Origin of the sequence: Bacteroides neonati (assembly GCF_000499785.1) — a bacterium.
GTDB classification, from domain to species: Bacteria; Bacteroidota; Bacteroidia; order Bacteroidales; family Bacteroidaceae; genus Bacteroides; species Bacteroides neonati.
This window is the reverse complement of the sequence record NZ_HG726029.1, coordinates 24,197-44,459: the sequence shown is the minus strand read 5'-3', so window position 1 is coordinate 44,459 and position 20,263 is coordinate 24,197. Positions and strand designations below refer to the sequence as shown.

Below are 20,263 nucleotides of genomic sequence, written 5' to 3'. Positions count from 1 at the left end.
ATCTGTATGTTACGTATATAATCCTCCATTGATCGAAATAACCTCTCCGGTGATGTATCCGGCTGCGGGCGAGACGAGGAATCCCACCAGTGCGGCCACCTCTTCGGGCTCACCGAAGCGTCCGGCGGGGATCACCTTCTTCCATTCCGCTTCGTTCATATCCTCGGTCATGTCGGTACGTATGAAACCGGGGGCGATGGCGTTGACCGTTACGTTTTTCTTCGCCACCTCCTGTGCCAGGGCTTTGGTGGCGGCGATGATGCCTCCCTTCGAAGCCGAATAATTGGTCTGTCCCGCCGTTCCTTTGATACCGGACAGCGAAACGATGTTGACGATGCGGCCGAAACGTTTGACCAACATATTTTTCAGCAGCGGTTGAGTGACGTGGAAGAAGCCGTTGAGGCTCGTGTCGAGCACACGCGTCCACTCCTCGCCCGTCATCCAGAGCATGAGGTTGTCCTTGCGTATGCCGGCATTGTTAATCAATACCTCGATGTACGCGCCTGCGTGCTCCTCCATCCATGCCGACAGGGTAGCGAGTGCTGCGGCGGCATCGGTGATGTCGAACTTCAGTAGTTCGCCGTCGCTGCCTTGGTCGCGCACGAGTTGCAGGGTCTTTTCGGCCTCTTCGTCGTTGCTTTGGTAGTTAATGAGGATGAAGTACCCCATCCCCGCCAGTTGCGTGCATACCGCCCGGCCGATGCCGCGGCTGCCGCCGGTTACTAATGCATATTTCATAATTCGTCAGTTCCTTTCTTTAAATACTCCGTCATGGCGGCTATCTCCTTATATTTGGGCGTGTCGTCGGCAAAGCGGGGAAAGAAGGCGCGAATCTCCGTGTACACGGCTCGCGACTGTGTGCTCAACTTTTCCTCTATTTCGAGACAGTCTACCGCCTGTACCAGTGCCATGAAGAGTACGGACATGACCTGATACGAGTTTTCTATGACCGTCTTTGCCAGCAGGGCTGCGTTTGTGCCCATACTTACGATGTCTTGGTTATCATTGTTGTTAGGGATGCTGTGCACGTACATCGGCGTCGAGAGGGTTTGACACTCGGCGGTGGTCGATGTGGCTGTAAATTGCGATGCCTGCAAGCCGTAGTTCAGCCCCAGTGTGCCCAGATTTACGAACGGTGGCAGGATCCCGTTGATGCGGTCGTGGAAGAGATAATTCAGCTGCCGCTCGGCCAGCATGGTTAGTTTGGTGACCGAGATTTTGAGTTTGTCCATCTCGAACGCCACATAATCGCCGTGGAAGTTGCCCCCGTGGTAAATGTTCTCCGTATCGGGGTCTACGATCGGGTTGTCGCAGGCGGAGTTTATCTCGCCCACGAGCACGCGCTCCACGTTAGTCAGTGTATCGAGCACCGGGCCCAATATCTGCGGTGTGCAGCGCAGTGAGTAGTAGGGTTGCACCTTGTGGGTAAATATCTTTTCGGTATGCTCGCCCGTGTACAGCTCATTTTCGCGGCGGCGCACGCATTGGCTCCCTTCGAGCAGGCGGCGCATGGCGAGCGCAATCTGCTGTTGTCCGGGGTGATGCTTGGCTGCGTTGAGGGGTTCGGACAGGAAGTCGTCGTACGAAGCCGCTATCTCGTTCATCATCACCGAGGCAACGACGCCCCAGCGCAGCAGTTTGCGCGCGTAGATGAGGTTAACGATGCCGATACCGGTCATCACCGACGTGCCGTTCGTTACCGACAGTCCCTCGCGGATATGCATCCGCAGGGGCGTGAGCTTGAGTTCGTTCATCACCTCCGCCGTAGGCCGTAGCTGTCCTTGATAGAATACTTCGCCCTCGCCGATGAGTGTGAGTGCAATGTGTGCCAGCTGCACCAGATCGCCGCTTGCGCCCACGCTCCCGTGTTCGGGTATCAGGGGGCAGATGTGGTGGTTGATGAAGGCAGTGAGCAGTGCGGGCAGTTCGGGGTGCACGCCCGACTTGCCCTGTACGAACGTGTACAGGCGGGCAATCATCGCTGCGCGCACGTAGAGTGGCGGCAGCGGTTGTCCTGCGCCGGTGGCGTGACTGCGGATAATGTTGTATTGTAGCGCGGTGAGCGAATCGTTCTCAATGCGGTATTGTGCCATGGGTCCGAACCCGGTGTTGATGCCATAAATGATTTTATCGGCGGCAAACGTTTTCAGAAAGTCGTAACTACGTTCGATGTTTGCCGTGCATTCGGGTGCCAGTTCGAGTGTCTCGTCTTGAAATAACAGTGCGTACAGCGTGTCTAAGTGTATCTCCTTGCCCGTTTTCATATTAATGAATTAGATATTTTTTTTCTTACCGAGCTGCAAAAGTAGGCAATTTATCTTATATATAAGGCACTTGTATGTATGAAACTTTTTTAACGTTTTTGGTTTTTCCTATATACAGAAGCATTTGTACGGTAATAATTACGTAAGTTTTTCCTTCTTTATGGGGCGTTTTGCCGGCTCCCGTTCGGCCTTTGCATAGGTCTCTTACAGGCGGTAAAAGCTCTCCATGCCGACTCCCCGGAAGTTATTGACCGAGGAGTTGCGTATCTTGATTGTACCCACCTGTTCGTTCGTATCTTTTTTCTTCACCCCACAGGTTAGCTGTATTTTCTGTTGTGTGCGTATGTATTAGAACTCGAACCCGACTTTAAAGCCGAGCGAGCTTGCCGTAAACGAGGCGTCGTAGAAATCGTAGCCGTTGTTGGTGTGAAATTCCCATTCATAGCCTTGCTGTTGGGCTGCGTACTCAAGGCGCAGATTAATCGCCTTTCTGTCTGCCACTTTGATGCGCATGCCCAGACCGAGGGAGAAGTATGCGCCCGGCATGTCGCCCGCACTGTAGCCCAGTTTCACATCGGCAAAAGGGGTGGCGGGTCGTTGGCCGAAGTTGACGCGGAAGTTACTAAAGAAAGGTATCATCACCTTTTCGAGACCGGTGTAGTAGATAATTCCACCGCCACCACCGACGAAGATGTAGTTATTGAATTGGTAGCCGTGCGAGGTCAAGACCTCAAACGAATTTGCATTATGACCGCTCAGATCGAACTGATAACCTGCGTCGACAAAGCCCTTGTATCCGCGCAAATTTTGATTGAGATGAGCCCAGTTGTAAAGAGTGTTCTCATCGGCAACGCCCCTATATCTATACTCGCGGTTGCCCGAATACCGCCGTGAGGCGTCGCGTTGCCGCATGCGGAAGGGTTCTTTCGTAATTTTCTCCACCTCCGTCATGGGGTAGGCGAAGATACTGCCGTCGGCCGTTTTTATTTTGAGCGAAACGTTGGGCACTTGTTCGATGATCATACCGCGAACGGTACTGCCGTCCTTCAGGTACACCACCTCTTGGTATTGGTTCTGTGCGCCGGCATAGGCACTAATGAGCAGCAACAGCAGCAGGAGCAAACTTACTTTTTTCATGATTCGTTTTCTTTTTTATTTCTATACGTTTGAATGAGAAAGGCAGGACGGGGGCAATCAAAACTTTAACAACAAAAAAAATGAAATATAAGAGCCCCCGCCTGCCTCATTATGTGTGCTTTCACATTTACTCAAATGGGTTTTCGGGCTCGCCCCCGTCCGCCTTTTTACTGCGTATCACCTCGTAGGTAATGCCGTCTTTGATGCGGCTTTTCATCGTCACGTCGGGCGTGAAGATTATCTTCAACCCCTTGATCATCGAGGTCTTGAAGGCCGATTCCTCCGCTGCGCCTTCACTGCTGAAGGAGATGCGGAAAGTTCCCAGTTCGTTCAGCTTGACCGATCGGCCGAGCAGCATGTAGGTGGGCATCTCCTCAAGGAAATTGCTCAGTACGTTCTTGATGTCGCCTGCTGTGAGAGAGGAGCGTCCGGCAATTTGTCGGGCAATAAAATCAATGTCTATCGTACCCTCGTATTGGGGCTCGGCATAGTACTTGGGAGCGGCGTCGCGCTTTTGCGGGTTTTTCCGCGGAATGAGTTTTACTTTCATGCGTCTTCATTATAATGGTTAGTAAATAGAGATTTCGGGCATGGAAAGGGTAGTTTGAATTACATACGTGCGTAAGTTATTTTATGCACGTATGTAATTTTGGCTACATACGTATGTAGTGTACGCTTGCATACGTATGTAAATTTTCTCGGGTACGTATGTAATTTTATTTATGTACGTATGTAATTTCGGATGCCTCCGCGGAGGCGTTTTTCAGCGAAGGTTTTTGAGTGCTTTGTAGATAGAGCCTGCCCAGAAGTTGCGCAGACCGAAACCGCCCGCCTTGCCGCTCATGGTGATGCCGTCGATGATCTCGCGCGTGGCTACGTCGAAGTATACCAACTCGTACGTACCGCGGTTGTCGGCTTTATTGAGTAGCTGTGCTACGATGACTGCGCCCGTACCTTCGGCTCCCTTCTTGATGGGCAGTTGGCGCACGGCTTGGGTGATTTGCGTGGCATCGAGTGTATAATCGGGGGTGGTCGTGACCAAATCGTGCAGGTTCAGCTTCTGGTTTACCTCGTTTACGGCATCGAGCGAAATTTCGTTCAGTTTCTTGCCCGTATACTTACCGATGTCGTACTTCTTCGGCTCGGTGATGAAGAGATTGTTGATCTCGCCAAAGGTGTAGCGGAACTGTGTGGGCGATTCGGAGGCTCCGTATACGCGCACCAGCGAGTAGTCTATACCGTAGAATGTAATGGAGGAAATCTCCTGCGGGGTTTGCCCGAAGAGAGGCAGCACGGTGGCAAGCATCAGGGCCATAAGTAGTTGTTTCATAATTGGTAGTGTTTTAGGGTTCGGCTCCCCGTTTGTGGGGTTCGTGCCAAATATAGAAAGAATTTATCGTAAATCAATGAATTTTATTGTTTTTCTGCTCATAGGCGGCATTTGTATCTTGGCTATCGCCTCGGGGGATTCGAACCGAATACCGGGCGCCACGCGCACCTTGGAGCGGAAAAGGTCTTTAATTTCCTTGGCAAACGCTTCGTCGCACCGACGGGCACCGATGCGGATGAGAATTTCGTCTGTGCCCAGCTCGTTGGTCGAGACCTCGATGAGATAGTTGGACAGACCGGGCACATTGTCGAGAATGTCGAACAGCGCCGGGGGATAGAGCGTGGTTCCTTTATACTTTATCATCTGCCCCTTGCGTCCGAGCACAGGGCTGAGGCGCATCGTATGGCGTCCGCACGCGCAACGTTCGGTGTGGTGGTAGCATATGTCGCCCGTTTTGAAGCGCAGCAAGGGCATCCCCGTCACGCCCAGTGTGGTGATGGTCACCTCTCCGGGCTCGCCGGGGGCTACGGGCTGGTTATTGTCGTCGAGAAACTCAACGATGATCAGCTCCGGTTGCAGGTGGCCGCCGCGGTGGGCGGGGCACTCGGTGAAGGAGGACTGCATCTCGGTCGATGCATACGTCGAGAGCAACTCCAGCTCAGGCCACTTGTCGGCAATACGCTGTCCGAGGGTGTTGAGCGAGAAGTCGCTGTTGCGCAGCGACTCGCCTATACAGATGCATCGGCGCAGGGAGGAGCGGCGGTGGTCGAGGTTGTTTTTTTCGGCAAACTCGATGAGCTTGATCAGGAAGGACGGGACGACCATGCCGCAGGTCGGTTCGATCCGCCGCAGCGTGTCCCACTGAAGTTCGGGTATGCCGTTGCCCACGCGCACCACGCCCATGCCTAGCGCACGCGCGCCGAGGAAGTAGGCGAGCCCGGCCATGAAGCGGCGGTCGAGCGTGGTCATGAGTTGAAGCACGTCGCTACCGTTGCATCCGGCGGTGGCAAAGGAGAGTTTTTCGTTGTACGCCAGCCTGTCGAGATCTGCGTCGGTGAGGGCGAACGTGACGGGTTCGCCCAGCGTGCCCGAGGTAGTAACGTAGTCGGCAATGCCCTCGCGCGGCGTGCAGACGAAGTCGGAGTTGTATTGTTGCAAGTCCGTCTTCGTGGTTACGGGCAGTTGGCGCAGGTCTTCGAGCGTGCGTATGCAGGCGGGGTTGATCTGTTCGCGTTCGAACATTCGTTGGTAGAAGGGCGAGTGTGCTTGCAGGTAGGCGAGTGCCTCGGCCAGTCGCGCTTCCTGATAGCGCTTGATCTCCTCGGCGGGAGCGAATTGTATGGCGGGATTTTCTTTCATCTTATTCTTTTTTTAAGAAACGGTTCGTTCGGGTTTTCATAAACTGGCGGAACTCGTCGGTGCGTACGAAGGGGTCTTCGGGCAAGGTGAGTTCGGGCGTGGAGAGCTCGTGGCGCGGGTCGGGCACGCAGGTAGATGCATCGGCAGACGGTGTGCTGTTCTGTGCGAACGGTGCTCCCTTTTGCGCAGACGGTGTGCCGCCTTGGGGCGTGAGGGAGAAAATCTTCTTCAAGTCGTACGCCACGTAGGGCCCGCACTGCCAAGGATCGGTCGAGACCCACATGAGCAGTTGCTCGGGTTGGAAGATAACCGAGTGGTGAGCGATGAGCTGATTGATTGCCCACGGATTGCCCGCTCGGAGCGGTTCGTCGTGCGGTCCGCGGCGGTCGCGCAAGATGGCGGCTGCGCTTTGGGGCGACAGGGGGGCGTACCGTTGCATCAACTCGCCGAGCCGTTCGAAGCGGTAGGGGCTGTCGGAGGTGGCGAGGTTTTCGCGGTTGCGCTCGTCGTCGGCAAACGTGGGCGACTGGTAGTGGTTGGTACAGCATATCTTCTCCGACCCGTCGCCGGCAAAGAGGGCGATCTTCTCGGGCGATTTCTCGATCACCGCCGCCCGTCCGTCGCGTGCCGACCCTACGAGAATCGACTCGGACACGAACGTGCGCCGCGAGCGGGCGATGGCGTAGGCCTCGTCGATCGTAGCGGCGTATTGAAGAATCTCGCGCGTGAGTATGGATATGGGCGTGGCGGACGAAGTAGGTACGGAGGATTTGGCGGCATTGATCGTAACCGTCAGCCCGGCCTCGTTCATGCCCGAGAGCACACCGGTCATTCCCGCCCAGCCAACGGAGGCGAAGCGGTAGCCCCGTTCGGGCTCGTAGAAGGAGACGAGGCGGTTGCGGGCAAAGTCGTCGCCCATGTAAAAGTCGAAGTTGCGCCCCACGATCAGCGACGAGTCTGCGCTCTGCGCGCCCCATGCGGCAAACGAGGTGCATCCTACCAGCATATAATCCTGCATTGCATGCCCCAGATCGTGTGCCGAGTGGTAGTTGAGCTGCCGCTCGTAGGGCGTTCCGATGAAGTCGTACTCGTGGGTACACGCGAGCGAGATGCCGTATATCTCATCGCGTAGCTCGTCGGTGATATTGGCTCCGAGGTTGCGGTTGAAGACGACGATAAAGAAACGCAGAAAGCGCAGGTATGCCTCCGAGGGCACGATCTGTTTGATTTGGTCAACGAATACTTTCTCCTGATAATGGAGCAGGTCGGGGGCGAGCTTTCCGATGGCTTCGCCACGCTCGAATCCGTTGCCGCGTACCTTCAACTCCCACAATCCGTTGCGACTGTGGCGCAGGAAATTGCCTCGGTACAGACGCAGACTGTCGGTCGATAGCGCGTGTTCGGTCGTTGTGGGCGCGTGCGTGGGCGTACGCATATCGGCCGAGAGATATAGGTAGGTAACCAGGGCTACGGGCGTGAGTATCAACACCGCCAAGCCGATCAGGGTGTATTTAAGTAGTTTACGCATGGGCTATCTTTTTGGCTAAATATTCTTGTCCGAGGAATTCGCTGCACGTGAGCATGGCGGTAAGCGACACGCCGAGCGCACCGTGCACATTGAGGTTCTGTCCCGTGAGCAGCAGGTTGCCGAGCTTGGTGCGGGTCGAGATAAAGCCTATCTGCGGGAAGTGATGGTTCTTGACCACGCCGTATGCCGACCCGTCGGTGGTGGCGGTGTAGTCGCGGTAACTTAGGGGCGTGGTGGTGTACATCGAGGCTACGTGCTCCCTCAGGTCGATGCCGTGTGCGGCGGCGAAGGCAAGCAGTTGCTCCGCCCGCTCGGCCTTGAAGCGGCGGTAGGCCTCACCTCTCTGTCCGGGCGTAGTGTCGAGCCACGGGGTGAGTTCGTCCATGTACATGGGCGAGAGGATGGTGACTACATCGGCCCACTCACTGGGGGTTGCCCCGGCGGCACTGCCTGTTCGCATTTGGGCACTACCTATTGGTGTTTGTACGCTGCCTGTTGCCCCCGCCATACGTGCTGCGCAGTCGCTGCCTGCCGGTTGCGAGGTGGCTTGCATCGAGATCAGGCAGTTGGTTACCCTTCCGCGGTACTCGTCTCTGCGGTACCACACATCGTTGTCGGCGTGCAGATAAGTGTTGTAGTTCCTGTACGGGTAGCTTTTCGGTTTCATCACCAGATAGAGGGTGAAGATGCCGTACGTATTTTCGAGGGAGCGGATGCGCGACAGGAACGCGTTCTTGATGCAGCGGCTCTTGTCGACCAAGTCGAAGGTACGTTGCGGATGCACGTTCGAGATGATGTAGCGCGCCTCCAACCGTTCGCAGCCATTGACGATCACGGCTTCGGCCTTCGTGTCGCTCGCAACGATGCGCGTTACCTCGCTTAGGTTGCGCACTGTGCCTCCGTGGGCGCGTATCTGTTCGATCAAGGCGAGGCTTACCTGCATGCTTCCGTCGACAAAGCGGTAGGCGCCCTCGATGTACGAGTGGTTAATCATGGCGTGTGCGTAGAACGTTGACGCCTCGCGCATACCTCCGTAGAGCAGTGCCGATCCGGCCAGTACCCGGCGGAGGTTACTGTCGGGTGTAATTTCGTCTATCAACGCGGCGGCCGAAGTTCCGAAATGCTTCATTCCCTCCACGGCCAGTACGCCGCGCTCGAGGTGGTCGATACTGATCAGCTCGCCTACCTCGCGTAGTTTGCCTACGTAGCGCACGAGGTTTTCGCGTTCCCGGGGGAAGTGTTCGGCCAGCTGCTCGACAAACTGTTCGTGCCCCATAGCGTAGGGGTACACCTTGTTTTGGCAATGGATGCGGTCGAAGGTGCTGTCCATGCGCCGCACGTTCAGCCGGTCGATGATGCCCAAGTAGCGGAAGTACTGGTTGAGTACCTGCCCCTGCTCCATGCTGCCCACGTAGTGGATGCCGGTATCGAGCAGGTGTCCTTGTCGTTGGTAGGTCTGGAAGCAGCCTCCGTATCGCTCGTTCTTTTCGAGCACACATACGTTGTAGCCCTCTTTGCTCAAAACGGCGGCACATTCGAGTCCGCCCAGTCCGCTGCCAATGATAATAATGTCGTATTGCGTCATGTGTATCGGTTATTAACAGGTTTGTATAGGTTTATCCGGTATCTCTTCCGGGGTAAACACGTAGATGGTGTTCGAGGTGTAGGCATCGTTGTCCATCGCCTCTACGTTCATGCCGCACTGGCGGGCGATGGCGCGCATCTCCTCTTCCGAGATGAAGCAGAGCGAAGTACTCGTCCGGTTGAACCGCAAGATGCGCGTGGAGAAGAATTCGGTCAGTCTCGTCAACCGGTGTCTGCCTTTGCGGGCGGTATTTCCGTCGCGTACGAGTATCTTTCCTCCCGTACGTAGGCGCGAGGCGCAACGCAGCAAGAGTTTGCGCTGGTCGTCCCGGCCGAGGTAGTGGAGCATATCGTTCAGGATAAAGAGATCACTCTCGGGCAGCTCGCAAGCGAGTGCATCGGCATGTAGAAAGGAGATGCGGTTGGCGAAGGGCTGTGTCAAACTCTTCCGCAACCAACCCTGCTTGGCTACATCTATTTTATCCTCGTCATAATCAATGCCCAGCAGTTCGCGTTCGGGCGAGAGCATCGCCAGCATATAGCAAAGCGGGCCGTAGCCGCAACCTATATCGGTTATCCGCCCCTTCTGCGGCACGAGTCGGTCGAAAAGAGCGTAATTCTTCTCCATCGCTACTTTGATGCGGATGTACCACTCTTCGACCGGGCCTTTGTATATGTAGTTCTGCACCAACGCTTCGTAAAATGCCGGATTGTCCGGTGCGTTCATCTCCGTACATACCCGCGCATAAACCCGTCGCATCTCTGCCGAAATGCGTTTGGTACGCTCCTGATAGGTGCTGCCGAAGCTTGTATCGGTCGGCGCAATCCGTGGCAAGGCTTCGGTACGGATAACCCCGCGGCGGATGTTGAACGGTTGTGCCTTGGCTATGATCTGTCCGTTGCCGTAGAGCACCACCGGAAGAATGTCGAGCTGCAACGTCTCCGCCAGATAAAACGCCCCTTTGTGAAACCGCTTCATTGCGCCGCTGTACGTACGTGTGCCCTCGGGAAAAACGGCAATCGAATACCCCTCGCGCACCTTGGCACGCATCCGCTCGGCATAGTGCTCGTATCCGTCGCCCACGAAGTAGAAGTCGGCATACCGTATCACCGCCCCGAAAAATGGCGAGTTCCATACCCAGTGGTTCGTAACCATTACTATTTTGGGAGCGAGCGATAGCAAAACCAAAATATCAATAAACGACTGATGGTTGGCCACAATCATCGCCGGACGGGCAAACGTATCGCGCCCGATATTGACCTGCTCCTTGCGCACGAAGAATGCCAGCCGCAGAATCGCCCGGCACGTAAGCTGTATCAACCGGCAAAGGAAGGCTTTCTTCTTACCTATATATATAGGTATAAACCACATCACTGCCATCAATATGCGCAAACCGATGCAGCCGAGAAAGAAGAGCAGAAACAGCACCCCCGTTCGGAGCAGCCCCATAAATGTGTACGGAGGCAACCCCTTCTCGGCAGGTGCGGCAATGAGCCAGCGGAAGAGAATCGGTTGCAGGGTGTACGACACCAGCACCACCACGATAATACCTAAAATAGAAATCAACGCTACCGACCGCAAAGCAGGGTGTTGGGCAAAGATGAGTACACCCATCCCCACGATGGTGGTGAACGCGGAGAAGAAAATGGCGGTCTTGTGCGAGTTGAGCACCTGTCGGCCCGTGCGGTATCGGCTCTGCAACCCGTCCATGATGAAGATACTGAAGTCGTCGCCAATACCAAAGATGAACGTAGAGAGGATGATGTTGATGATATTAAACTCAATCCCGAGCAACCCCATCAGCCCCAGTATGATGATCCAGCTAACCGCCATCGGCAGGAAACTCATCAAGGTGAGTTCGATGCGTCCGTACGACACCAGCAGCGCGAGGAAAATGAGTATCGACGAGAGATACAGAATCAGGTAGAAGTCGTCGTTGATAGCCGACACCCATTTGTTGGCAAAGAATCCCCGGTCGAATATGACCGTGTGGGGCGTACCCTCGAATGCGCGGTAAACGGCCTGCTTGTCGGCCTCGTTCATGCGTACCTGTGTAATGAGCATGGTGAGCGAGTCGGCCGATTCCTGCCATTCGCTGAGCAGGCTGTTGGCCACGTCCTCCCGGTAAGCGTAGACCTCGAAGGGCGTTTGCAGCCATCCGAAGAATCCGTCGAAACTACCTTCGCGGAAACCATTTCTGCGGGCAGCCGTCTCTACTTGTTGTTGCACGAAGGCTTGCCGTTCGACCGTCCAAAAGCTCTTCCACCGTTGCAGCCGTTCGCGCTGCTCTTGTACGGGGATGAGGAAGCGCTGGGCGCTGGCATACCCCTTAATCAATCCCTGCGACTGCAAGGCAGTGAGCCGTCCGTTCGTCTCTGCGTAGTGCTCGATGGCGGTGTTCATATCCTCGCCTACACTAACAAAAAGTACGGTCTTCTCCTTCTTGTCAAACAGTTGGGTGAGTTGTTGCTCGGCTTGGCGCAAGTGTTCGGGTTCGTAGTTGAGGTCCATCATATTGTCGTTGAACCGCACCCTGTTGGCAGTGAATAAGCCGATAAGTGTTGCTGCGAGCAGTCCCCCCACTAACCAGCGATTCTTCTCGAAAGGATAGGCATTCATCCGTTCGATGAGGCGCAAGACTACGCCTTGTTTTACATCCGCCTGCCCTTTGAGGAAATGAGGCAGGAAAATGAGGCAGAACAAGGTTGTACCGATCAGTGCCAATGAAGCAAAGAGACCGAAGTCGCGCAGCAGGTCCGAACTTGTAAACGTAAGCCCGAAGAAGGCTCCGATGGTAGTGAAACTTCCCACCGTGAGCGGGTAGGTAAGCTCTTTGAGTAATTGCTGCACCGAAGAAACGTGGTTCTGGTGCGCCAGAATATGAATGGAATAGCTCAACGCAATTCCCATCACCGCCGAACCTGCCCCCACGGCAATAGCCGAAATCTCTCCCTTGATAAAGTAAATGAAGCAGAGCGCGAACAAGCCCCCGAACAGCACCGGAGTAACGATAAGCGGAATGGAGCGCTTGCGCTTAAACACGAGCGAAATAAATACGATAATAATCAGCAAGGCAACGCCGGAGGTGAGCAAGGTGTCTTGCTTGATCTGCCGGGCATTGTATACACTTACCGACGGACCGCCGAAATACGTCATACGCAAATCGGGATATCGGGTCGATAGGCGTGCTAATTCACTCTCTATGGTTTCGATCAGTTTCTCGTTCTTGCCCGTGCTTCCGGTGGCGAACAAGGGGGTGAGAAACAGGAGCTGCGTTGAGCCGTCTTTCGAGAAAATATATCCGTTATCGATGGTATAATTCGCCTCTACCTGAAACTCTTGCAAATAGGATAATGCCCGGCTACCTATACCCAACGGGTCCTTAAGTATAAATCCCTTCAGTGCCATGCCCGCAGGCGAAAGCAAGGTGGTATAGTTACGCTGCATGGTTGCCTCTATGCCTTCTGTGGTAAGCAACGTATCAAAGCGGGCATAGTCATCAGCAGTAAGAAAGAGTGGCAGGTGCGTGTATACAAAATCGGTTGCTCCACCAATCAGGTTCTCGTCTACTTGTGTAAAAATATGTTTGATGAGCGTATCACCCGATTGTTCGCTTAGTCGTTGTGTCAACTCTTCCGAAGCCTCGATAGAACGATCGGTCGTAGCGGTGCTGTCGGTCCTGGTCAGCATCACAATGATCTTGTCCTTGATCTTCAGGTTATCGAACACCTGGTTGGCATATACGGCATCCTTGGTGTCGGGGAAGAAGCGGGTTACGTTTTCTTCGAACTTCACCCGACTGGCCATCACTCCTAAGAAAAGGAGTGAAAGGAGGAGGGATGCATAGAGAAGAACCTTATGTCTTTCAAAGTAATTGTATAAATCGATAAAGAATTTCGTCATGTTGTTTGATGTCTTCTGCAAACAGAAAGCAGGGAAAAGACAATTGCCCCTGCCAAAAGGCTGCTAATGCCTGCAAAGATAATGCTTCCTATTAAATACTGTTCGATAACCGACGTTACATTTTCAAGTGATAGATCACTGAAATTTAAATCGGTAGATACTCCCGTTACCTTGCATCCCGTGTAGTAGCTGGCGTATAGTAGAAACGGGATGATAGGTGGCAGGCTGATATTGGCCGCTACAATCGCTATTACCTTGTTTAGTTTGAAAACATAGGCAAGAAAGAGGGTGATCAACATCTGGTAGCCCCATACAGGAGCGATGCCCATAAAGATTCCGAGCATGATGGCCAGTGTTATTTTCAGGTTCGACTCCTTGGATTGGGTAATGTGTTCCGCAAAAAAACGCTTGCCATTGGTCCAAGTGAGCTTTCGTAGAAAGTTACGCGGATAAATCCAGAGAAAGGTGATGAGCACCAATATCGTATTTAGTATGCTGATGCGTGTGAAGTCTTGAAAAGGCCGGAAGTGCGACACTCGCTCCTCTTGCGGCGGGTAATACACATGTATGGGGGTATTTGTTACTTTTATTCCTTTCCAGGAAGCAAACACAATGGCTTCGAGCTCAAATTCGTATTTGGCTGTATAGTACCACGCATCTACGTTGAGCTTTTGCAACGGATACAGACGGAATCCAGACTGTGTATCTTGTAACTTTACCCCTGTTTCGAGGGTAAACCAGAAGTTAGAAAACTTATTGGCAAACGTGTTCTTGCCCGGCATATTGTCTGAAGACAGATTTCGCGCTCCAATGAGTAATGTGTCGGGGGCTTGCTCTATGGCTTCGATAAAAGCGGGTATGTCCGAGGCAAAATGCTGCCCGTCGGAGTCGATGGTTATGGCATAACGAAAACCTAATGCTTTGGCTTTGCACAAACCATGCTTCAGTGCAGTACCCTTTCCTTGGTTGGTCGGGTGAGTGATGGTGTATAATCCGATGGCCTCCCGGGATAAAATAGATGCTGTTTCGTCTGTAGAGCCATCGTTCACTACGAGAATATTTTCGGTGTAAAAGCGTACCGACCGGATAACATCTTCCAGCGTCTTCGCATTATTATAGGTAGGAATGATGACGATGGCCTGCAACTGTTTCAGTTTATTGTGCCAAAAAGCAGTGGAGTTATTTTCCATATCCTATTGTTCGATCAGTTGTGCTTTTAGTTTGATGAAAGCGATGCCCTCTTCCGCTTCTCCTCCGGTTTTGCCCTCTACCAGTAGTTGTAGCTTCCCATCCTCACTTTGCTTGAGAAGTAGCTCCAAGACCAATGTCGGAGCATCTACAGGATTCAATGCCGACAGGAATTTACAAGATACAATTTTAGCATATTGTAAAGATTGCTCTCTGTATTTTTCGACACACTCTTTAATAAATTGAAGCATGCAAACTCCCGGCACAACGGGATGTTCCGGGAAATGTCCTTTGTAAAGCGCATGCTTCGGATTGAGCTTGAGGGTAACCGACCAAGCATTCTCTGCGATGACTTGTTGGTGAGTGATGCTATAAAAATGTTCGATGAGCATAGATAAATGGCTTGTAATTGAATAATTCGCGCAGCAAAAGTACGAAAAGGGTTCGGATATAGCAAAGAGAGTATAGGGAAATTGCCCAAGAGATACTGGGAGAGGTGCAGCGCTATTTTTGCGTAAACAGACGAATATCATGCGTAAAAGAATAAAAAGGAGAGTGGCAAGATCGTTAATTTTGCTGACTGTTAACTTATTAATAATAATGAAATGAAACTTGCAATTGATTTAGGAGGTACGAATATCCGTATCGGACAGGTCGTAGACGGAGTCATAGTAGCTCGACGAGCCATTGCTTATCCGGCAAAAGATAGTTACAATGAGGTGATGCTGCAATTGGGCACATTGATTGATAGCATGATGACACCGGAGGTCGATGGAATAGGAATCGGTGTGCCCTCGGTAGTCGATTCGAAACGAGGTATTGTATACAATGCAACCAACATTCCCTCATGGAAAGAGGTGCATCTGAAAGAAATTCTGGAACAAAAGCACTCCGTTCGTGTATCGGTGAATAATGATGCCAACTGCTTTGCTCTGGGCGAAAAACTCTTTGGAGAAGGAACTTCGTTTCAAAATTTAGTAGGACTTACTCTAGGTACGGGAGTAGGAGCAGGCATTATCATTGATGGCCAATTGTATAACGGACGAAATACAGGCGCAGGCGAAATTGGGTCATTGCCCTATCAAGATGCCGATTTCGAACACTATTGCAGCAGTGAGTTTTTTACCAAATACTACGGCCTAACAGGTAAAGAAGCTGCTCTGAAAGCTGCTCATGGAGATGCCGAGGCGTTGGCTATCTGGAAGATGTTCGGTCGCCATTTAGGGGAGCTCATAAAAGCCACCTTGTTTACCTACGACCCCGAAATGATTGTGATCGGTGGTGGAATTTCTGCTGCTTTCTCTTATTACGAAGCAGCTATGTATGCTTCTATGTCCGATTTCCCGTATGCCGAAACGTTGAAAAATCTGCAAATACGGATTACGCAGAAAGCTGATATCAGCATGTTGGGAGCTTCTGCTTTGATTCCATAATTGATCTTAAAACAAACTGATATGAAAAACCGATTATTACATTGGCCTGCTTCGCTCTTGCTTGTCGGCTGCTTACTGGCATGCAATGCTAATGACAAATCTATGCGTACTAAAATAATTTTATCCGATGGCTGGAAGGTACAATCATCGGCACAAGCCAATGTGCCCGGTGCCGTACTCTCTACCGATGAGGCGGTAACCACAGACTGGTATGCAGCTACAGTTCCTACTACCGTAATGGGTGTTTTAACTACCAATGGAGTCTATACGGATCTATTCGAAGGCGAGAACTACCGCTCGGTCGACCGTACGTTGTTCGATTGCCCCTGGTGGTTCCGTAAAGAGTTTACACTTGCCGAGTTAAGCGAGGACGAACATGCGTCGCTAACGTTTGATGGCATCAGCTATGCTGCCAATGTATGGCTCAACGGGCACTTGGTGCTGTCGCGAGATTCTCTTTATGGTCCTTTCCGTCAATTCTCTATCGATATTACTCCCTATGCAAAGACGAAAAACGTACTTGCCGTCGAAGTGTTTCGTGCCCAGCCGGGCGATCCGAACATTGGGTTTGTTGACTGGAATCCCCGACCGGCCGATGAGAGTATGGGTATCTTTCGCGAAGTATATGCACATGTTACCGGGCAAGTATCTATGGCACATACGGCGGTGCATAGCAAAGTGAACACCCAAACCTTGAAAGAGGCATGGCTGACCGTCGAAACACAACTTGCCAACCTCTCGGATGAGGCCGTTGATGGCGAGCTGACGGGAACTATGGAAGGTGTCACTTTCTCTATCCCCGTATCGCTGCAAGCCGGTGAAACGAAAATTGTCAAAATAACCCCCGAGCAAGTAGGAGGTTTGCATATTGCCAATCCTCGCTTATGGTGGTGCAATAACCTGGGTAGTCCGGAGATGTATTCGCTCGATCTGGCATTTAAAACCAATAAGAACGTATCCGACTGCACAACGGTGAAATTTGGTATTCGCGAAATAGAAGACTATTTCACCCCCGAAGGGCATCGAGGTTTTCGGTTAAATGGTAAGCCGGTTCTGGTAAAAAGTGCCGGATGGACGGACGATCTTTTTCTGCGCGACACACCCTCTTCGAATGAAACTCAGGTACAATATGTCAAAGATATGAACTTAAACTCCATCCGCTTTGAGAATATTTGGGGTAACTCGCAAAACATCTACGATCTTTGCGATCGCTACGGTCTGATGGCATTGGTTGGGTGGAGCTGCCATTGGGAGTGGGAACCTTATCTGGGCTCTGCCTGTGATGAGTTTGGCGGCATTAAATCTGAAAAGCAAATCAGCCTGATCGCTCGTTCGCTCAAAGATCAGGTGTTGTGGTTGCGCAACCACCCCAGCATCATTGCTTGGTTTGTAGGTAGCGATATGCTGCCCCGTCCCGAGTTAGAAAAGAGGTATATGAGCTTTCTTCCCGATATAGACAACCGCCCTTATGTATCGGCTGCTAAAACGATGGTCAGTGAATTAACAGGCCCCAGTGGCATGAAGATGAATGGGCCTTACGAGTATGTCGGCCCTAATTATTGGTACATCGATTCGCTCAACGGAGGTGCTTTCGGTTTTAATACCGAGACGGGCATCGGTGCACAATTGCCTGTACGCGAATCTATCGAAAAGATGATTCCTGCCGATAAGCGGTGGCCGGTCGATCAAAGCGTCTGGAACTATCATTGCACCGCCTCGACCAGTGCCATGAACACACTCGATGTGCTTACGCAAACCATTCAAGCCAAGTATGGTGTGGCAATCGACCTTGATGACTATTTGAAGAAGGCCGACTTATTGAACTATGAGTCTACACGCGCCATGTTCGAAGCTTTTCGAGTGCAAGCTCCCAAGGCAACCGGCATTGTACAGTGGATGTTGAATTCGGCTTGGCCATCATTTTATTGGCAACTTTATGACTATTATTTGGTTCCCACAGCAGCCTATTATGCAGTTAAAAAAGCCAATATGCCCCAACAGCTCATCTATGATTACAAAGAAAATGCTGTTTATCTGGTCAATGAAACCGATGAACCCCTTCTGTTAACGGCTAAATACAGTCTTTACGGGCTCAACTCTCAACCGATTAAAGAGGAGCATAAGGAGCTGAAAGCCATGCCCGGTAGCGCTATTAAGGTATTTGAGCTTCCTCATATAAAGGATAATGCTTTGTTGTTTCTTCAGTTAACCGATGCGCAAGGTGGGCGTGTGGCTGACAATCTTTATTGTCTCTCGGAGCAAAAGGATGAATATGACTGGGCAAAGACTAACTGGATACATACGCCATTGAAGTCGGCAGCCAATTTCCACCAGCTGTCCAATCTGCCGCAAACCGAATGTAAAGTAACGGCTGCTTCTCGTATGGTAAATGGAAATCAAGAGCTAGAGGTTACGCTCCATAACTCCTCCCCACAAGTAGCTTTCTTTACCCGTTTGGCCTTGAAGGGCGAACAAGGCGAATTGCTGCGCCCTGTTTTTTGGGAAGACAACTACATCACTCTCTTACCCGGACAAAAGCGTGTGCTGAAGTGTATGTACTCCCCTGAAGTAGCCGGCAAAAAGCCTTTACGGCTGACTGTTTCGGGTTGGAACCAGCAAGCGCAGGATATTGTCATTCCCGCATTTGTTTATTAATTTCTCTATCGATTCAAGAAGACCTTATCATTGGTTGATAAAGTACGTATTTAACACAGTAATAACTAGTATATTAACGCTGTGTTAAGTACGTACTCTTGGTAATAAAGAATACGTACTTTTAAATTGCTTGATATAGAGTGATTTATCTCTTTTTTTAGCGCGATTGAAATAAAACTCTTGTTCTTTTTTTTGTATTTATTATTTCCGGTTGTTATACCAATTCAGAAACTATTTATACCTTTGTTGCACTATGATTCGACTCATTCTGTTAACCGACTTTACAGAGGCATTTTCCCATAATCTCTTAAAGGGAATTTTGGCATATTCGAAGGGGCGCGAGCCTTGGGTAGTTTGTCGGATGCCCCCTTCGTATCGAGAGCGTTATGGAATTCCCGGTGTGCTGAAGTGGGCATATAAATGGAAAGCCGATGCTATTATTGCTCAGTTCGATGACAATGATGATGTGTCTCTCTTTCGCAAAAACGGCATTATTGCGCTAGCTCAGGACTTTAAGTCTCGTTTTACCCATATTCCCAACATCACCAGTGAATATCGACTGACAGGGCAGATGGCAGCCGACTTTCTTCTTCAGAAAGGGTTCCGACACTTTGCTTTTTATGGTTACAAGGATGTTGTTTGGTCGCAAGAGCGTTGCGACGGATTTCGAGAGCGCATTACTGCACAAGGTTTTGGTGCTGATTTTCAAGAGTATCAGAATCAACGCTTGGAAAATCTTTGGTTTTATGATCATACTCCGTTGGCCGATTGGCTTCGCTCGTTGCCTCGTCCTACGGCCTTATTGGCTTGCGATGATACGCAAGGGAATCGGATTACCGAGGTATGCAGGGCAAACGGCATCAAGATACCCGAAGAAATTGCTGTTTTGGGAGTCGATAATGACGCGATGACGTGCAATCTTTCGGACCCTCCACTTTCAAGTATTGATCTGAATATAGAAAAGGGTGGTTACGAAGCCGCCCAACTCATTGAAAAGCTTAAGCAAAATATGAATGCGCCTTTCGAGGATATTGTCATTCGTCCAACTCACGTGGTGAATCGCCATTCGACCGATGTTTATTCGACCGACGACCCTTATGTGCAGACAGCATTGCGGTACATTCACCAGAATCTGGAGAAGAGAATCAGTGTTGCCGATATTGTTCGACAGGTGCCACTTTCTCGTCGTTTGCTCGAGATGCGGTTTAAGCAAGTAACCAATCAACCTGTTTATCAATACATTTTTCAACTCCGCATGGACCGTTTTGCTCAACTTTTGCTCGAAAACAGAGAACCCATAGCCGAGATCGCCATGCAGGTAGGTTTGGTCGATTATAATAGTTTGGGTCGACAATTTAAGAAGCAACGAGGGTGCTCTCCCTCAGAGTATCGAAAGCAACATTGCCTAAAATGATATAGGAAAATGTTTATTTAACTTCTTTGAAGTTCTTGCAGAACTTGGTACGTTCTGAATCGTAAATTTGCCGTCAAGATCAGTTACGGCACCAATAGATGTGCCTTTAACCAAAACTGATGCACCCACAATAGGCTGATTATCTTCAGATGAAACAACAACTCCAGTTACTTTTCTGTTTTGAGCAGTAACTAGGCCTATGCCAATAAATAGATAGACCCAAAATAAAATTAACATTTTCTTCATAATACATCTTAAAAGGTTACATAAAGATTTATTTCAATTGTTTAATAATCGCAAATATATCTATTTACTTTGTAATTCAAAATAATATAAAAGGAAAAGGATAAACTAAAATCAGTTATCTTTTTTTATTTCATTTACCCATAAATCAAACTATATATGTCACAAATTTATAGAATATAGTATCTATTTGATTTATTTATAAATAAATCAAATAACAATAG

13 protein-coding genes and 2 pseudogenes are annotated in these 20,263 nt (G+C 50.9%); 3 read left to right on the top strand and 12 right to left on the bottom strand.

Annotated elements, in window-relative coordinates; genetic code table 11:
• Positions 1-9 precede the first annotated feature (9 nt).
• The 11 genes and pseudogenes from fabG to TY03_RS20385 all read right to left on the bottom strand — a co-directional run bounded on the left by fabG (position 10) and on the right by TY03_RS20385 (position 14,686).
• Positions 10-738 (bottom strand): 3-oxoacyl-ACP reductase FabG, encoded by a 729-nt coding sequence (gene fabG, locus TY03_RS20435; protein ID WP_042373423.1) that lies wholly within the window; start codon positions 736-738, stop codon positions 10-12.
• Positions 735-2,264, bottom strand: coding sequence for an HAL/PAL/TAL family ammonia-lyase (locus TY03_RS20430; RefSeq protein ID WP_042373421.1), 1,530 nt, complete (start codon positions 2,262-2,264; stop codon positions 735-737). The genes fabG and TY03_RS20430 overlap by 4 nt, the downstream gene beginning before the upstream one ends.
• Positions 2,265-2,612: 348 nt before the next feature.
• Complete coding sequence (locus TY03_RS20425) at positions 2,613-3,401, bottom strand: hypothetical protein (protein ID WP_042373420.1); 789 nt, start codon at positions 3,399-3,401, stop codon at positions 2,613-2,615.
• 127 nt (positions 3,402-3,528) lie between these two features.
• Entirely contained in the window at positions 3,529-3,951 is a 423-nt protein-coding gene (locus TY03_RS20420) for an HU family DNA-binding protein (protein WP_042373419.1), read from the bottom strand.
• 213 nt (positions 3,952-4,164) lie between these two features.
• Positions 4,165-4,731 carry a hypothetical protein gene (locus TY03_RS20415; protein ID WP_042373417.1) on the bottom strand — a complete coding sequence of 189 codons (567 nt, stop codon included), beginning with the start codon at positions 4,729-4,731 and terminating at the stop codon, positions 4,165-4,167.
• 63 nt (positions 4,732-4,794) lie between these two features.
• Positions 4,795-6,090, bottom strand: a complete 1,296-nt coding sequence (locus TY03_RS20410; protein ID WP_042373415.1) for a phenylacetate--CoA ligase family protein — start codon at positions 6,088-6,090, stop codon at positions 4,795-4,797.
• 37 nt (positions 6,091-6,127) lie between these two features.
• Positions 6,128-7,618, bottom strand: a pseudogene (locus TY03_RS20405) (C45 family autoproteolytic acyltransferase/hydolase); the annotation flags it as partial.
• Positions 7,611-9,203 carry a phytoene desaturase family protein gene (locus TY03_RS20400; RefSeq protein WP_042373414.1) on the bottom strand — a complete coding sequence of 531 codons (1,593 nt, stop codon included), beginning with the start codon at positions 9,201-9,203 and terminating at the stop codon, positions 7,611-7,613. The gene TY03_RS20400 and the pseudogene TY03_RS20405, both read right to left, overlap by 8 nt.
• A gap of 12 nt (positions 9,204-9,215) precedes the next feature.
• Positions 9,216-13,106, bottom strand: a complete 3,891-nt coding sequence (locus TY03_RS20395) for a 1-acyl-sn-glycerol-3-phosphate acyltransferase (protein WP_042373413.1) — start codon at positions 13,104-13,106, stop codon at positions 9,216-9,218.
• A complete protein-coding gene (locus TY03_RS20390) occupies positions 13,103-14,296 on the bottom strand; it encodes a DUF2062 domain-containing protein (RefSeq protein WP_042373412.1) in 1,194 nt (397 codons plus the stop codon). The genes TY03_RS20395 and TY03_RS20390 overlap by 4 nt, the downstream gene beginning before the upstream one ends.
• Positions 14,297-14,299: 3 nt before the next feature.
• Complete coding sequence (locus TY03_RS20385) at positions 14,300-14,686, bottom strand: hotdog family protein (protein WP_042373411.1); 387 nt, start codon at positions 14,684-14,686, stop codon at positions 14,300-14,302.
• A gap of 213 nt (positions 14,687-14,899) precedes the next feature.
• Between TY03_RS20385 and TY03_RS20380 the strand changes: the two genes are divergently transcribed.
• From TY03_RS20380 to TY03_RS20370, 3 genes are all read left to right on the top strand, one after another.
• On the top strand, positions 14,900-15,727 hold the full coding sequence (locus TY03_RS20380; protein WP_042373410.1) for an ROK family protein: 828 nt from the start codon (positions 14,900-14,902) through the stop codon (positions 15,725-15,727).
• Between the two features lie 21 nt (positions 15,728-15,748).
• Complete coding sequence (locus tag TY03_RS20375; RefSeq protein WP_042373408.1) at positions 15,749-18,382, top strand: glycoside hydrolase family 2 protein; 2,634 nt, start codon at positions 15,749-15,751, stop codon at positions 18,380-18,382.
• 253 nt (positions 18,383-18,635) lie between these two features.
• Positions 18,636-19,796 carry an AraC family transcriptional regulator gene (locus TY03_RS20370; RefSeq protein WP_042373407.1) on the top strand — a complete coding sequence of 387 codons (1,161 nt, stop codon included), beginning with the start codon at positions 18,636-18,638 and terminating at the stop codon, positions 19,794-19,796.
• 30 nt (positions 19,797-19,826) lie between these two features.
• Here TY03_RS20370 and TY03_RS20365 read toward each other — a convergent pair.
• Positions 19,827-20,042, bottom strand: a pseudogene (locus TY03_RS20365) (carboxypeptidase-like regulatory domain-containing protein); the annotation flags it as partial.
• Between the last annotated feature and the right edge of the window lie 221 nt (positions 20,043-20,263).

What these genes read in the sequence shown, in the direction of transcription:
- TY03_RS20390 (WP_042373412.1), bottom strand. Translation starts at nt 14,296, where the DNA reads ATGGAAAATAACTCCACTGCTTTTTGGCACAATAAACTGAAACAGTTG.
- TY03_RS20395 (WP_042373413.1), bottom strand. Translation starts at nt 13,106, where the DNA reads ATGACGAAATTCTTTATCGATTTATACAATTACTTTGAAAGACATAAG.
- TY03_RS20420 (WP_042373419.1), bottom strand. Translation starts at nt 3,951, where the DNA reads ATGAAAGTAAAACTCATTCCGCGGAAAAACCCGCAAAAGCGCGACGCC.
- TY03_RS20400 (WP_042373414.1), bottom strand. Translation starts at nt 9,203, where the DNA reads ATGACGCAATACGACATTATTATCATTGGCAGCGGACTGGGCGGACTC.
- TY03_RS20430 (WP_042373421.1), bottom strand. Translation starts at nt 2,264, where the DNA reads ATGAAAACGGGCAAGGAGATACACTTAGACACGCTGTACGCACTGTTA.
- fabG (WP_042373423.1), bottom strand. Translation starts at nt 738, where the DNA reads ATGAAATATGCATTAGTAACCGGCGGCAGCCGCGGCATCGGCCGGGCG.
- TY03_RS20370 (WP_042373407.1), top strand. Translation starts at nt 18,636, where the DNA reads ATGATTCGACTCATTCTGTTAACCGACTTTACAGAGGCATTTTCCCAT.
- TY03_RS20415 (WP_042373417.1), bottom strand. Translation starts at nt 4,731, where the DNA reads ATGAAACAACTACTTATGGCCCTGATGCTTGCCACCGTGCTGCCTCTC.
- TY03_RS20380 (WP_042373410.1), top strand. Translation starts at nt 14,900, where the DNA reads ATGAAACTTGCAATTGATTTAGGAGGTACGAATATCCGTATCGGACAG.
- TY03_RS20410 (WP_042373415.1), bottom strand. Translation starts at nt 6,090, where the DNA reads ATGAAAGAAAATCCCGCCATACAATTCGCTCCCGCCGAGGAGATCAAG.
- TY03_RS20385 (WP_042373411.1), bottom strand. Translation starts at nt 14,686, where the DNA reads ATGCTCATCGAACATTTTTATAGCATCACTCACCAACAAGTCATCGCA.
- TY03_RS20425 (WP_042373420.1), bottom strand. Translation starts at nt 3,401, where the DNA reads ATGAAAAAAGTAAGTTTGCTCCTGCTGCTGTTGCTGCTCATTAGTGCC.
- TY03_RS20375 (WP_042373408.1), top strand. Translation starts at nt 15,749, where the DNA reads ATGAAAAACCGATTATTACATTGGCCTGCTTCGCTCTTGCTTGTCGGC.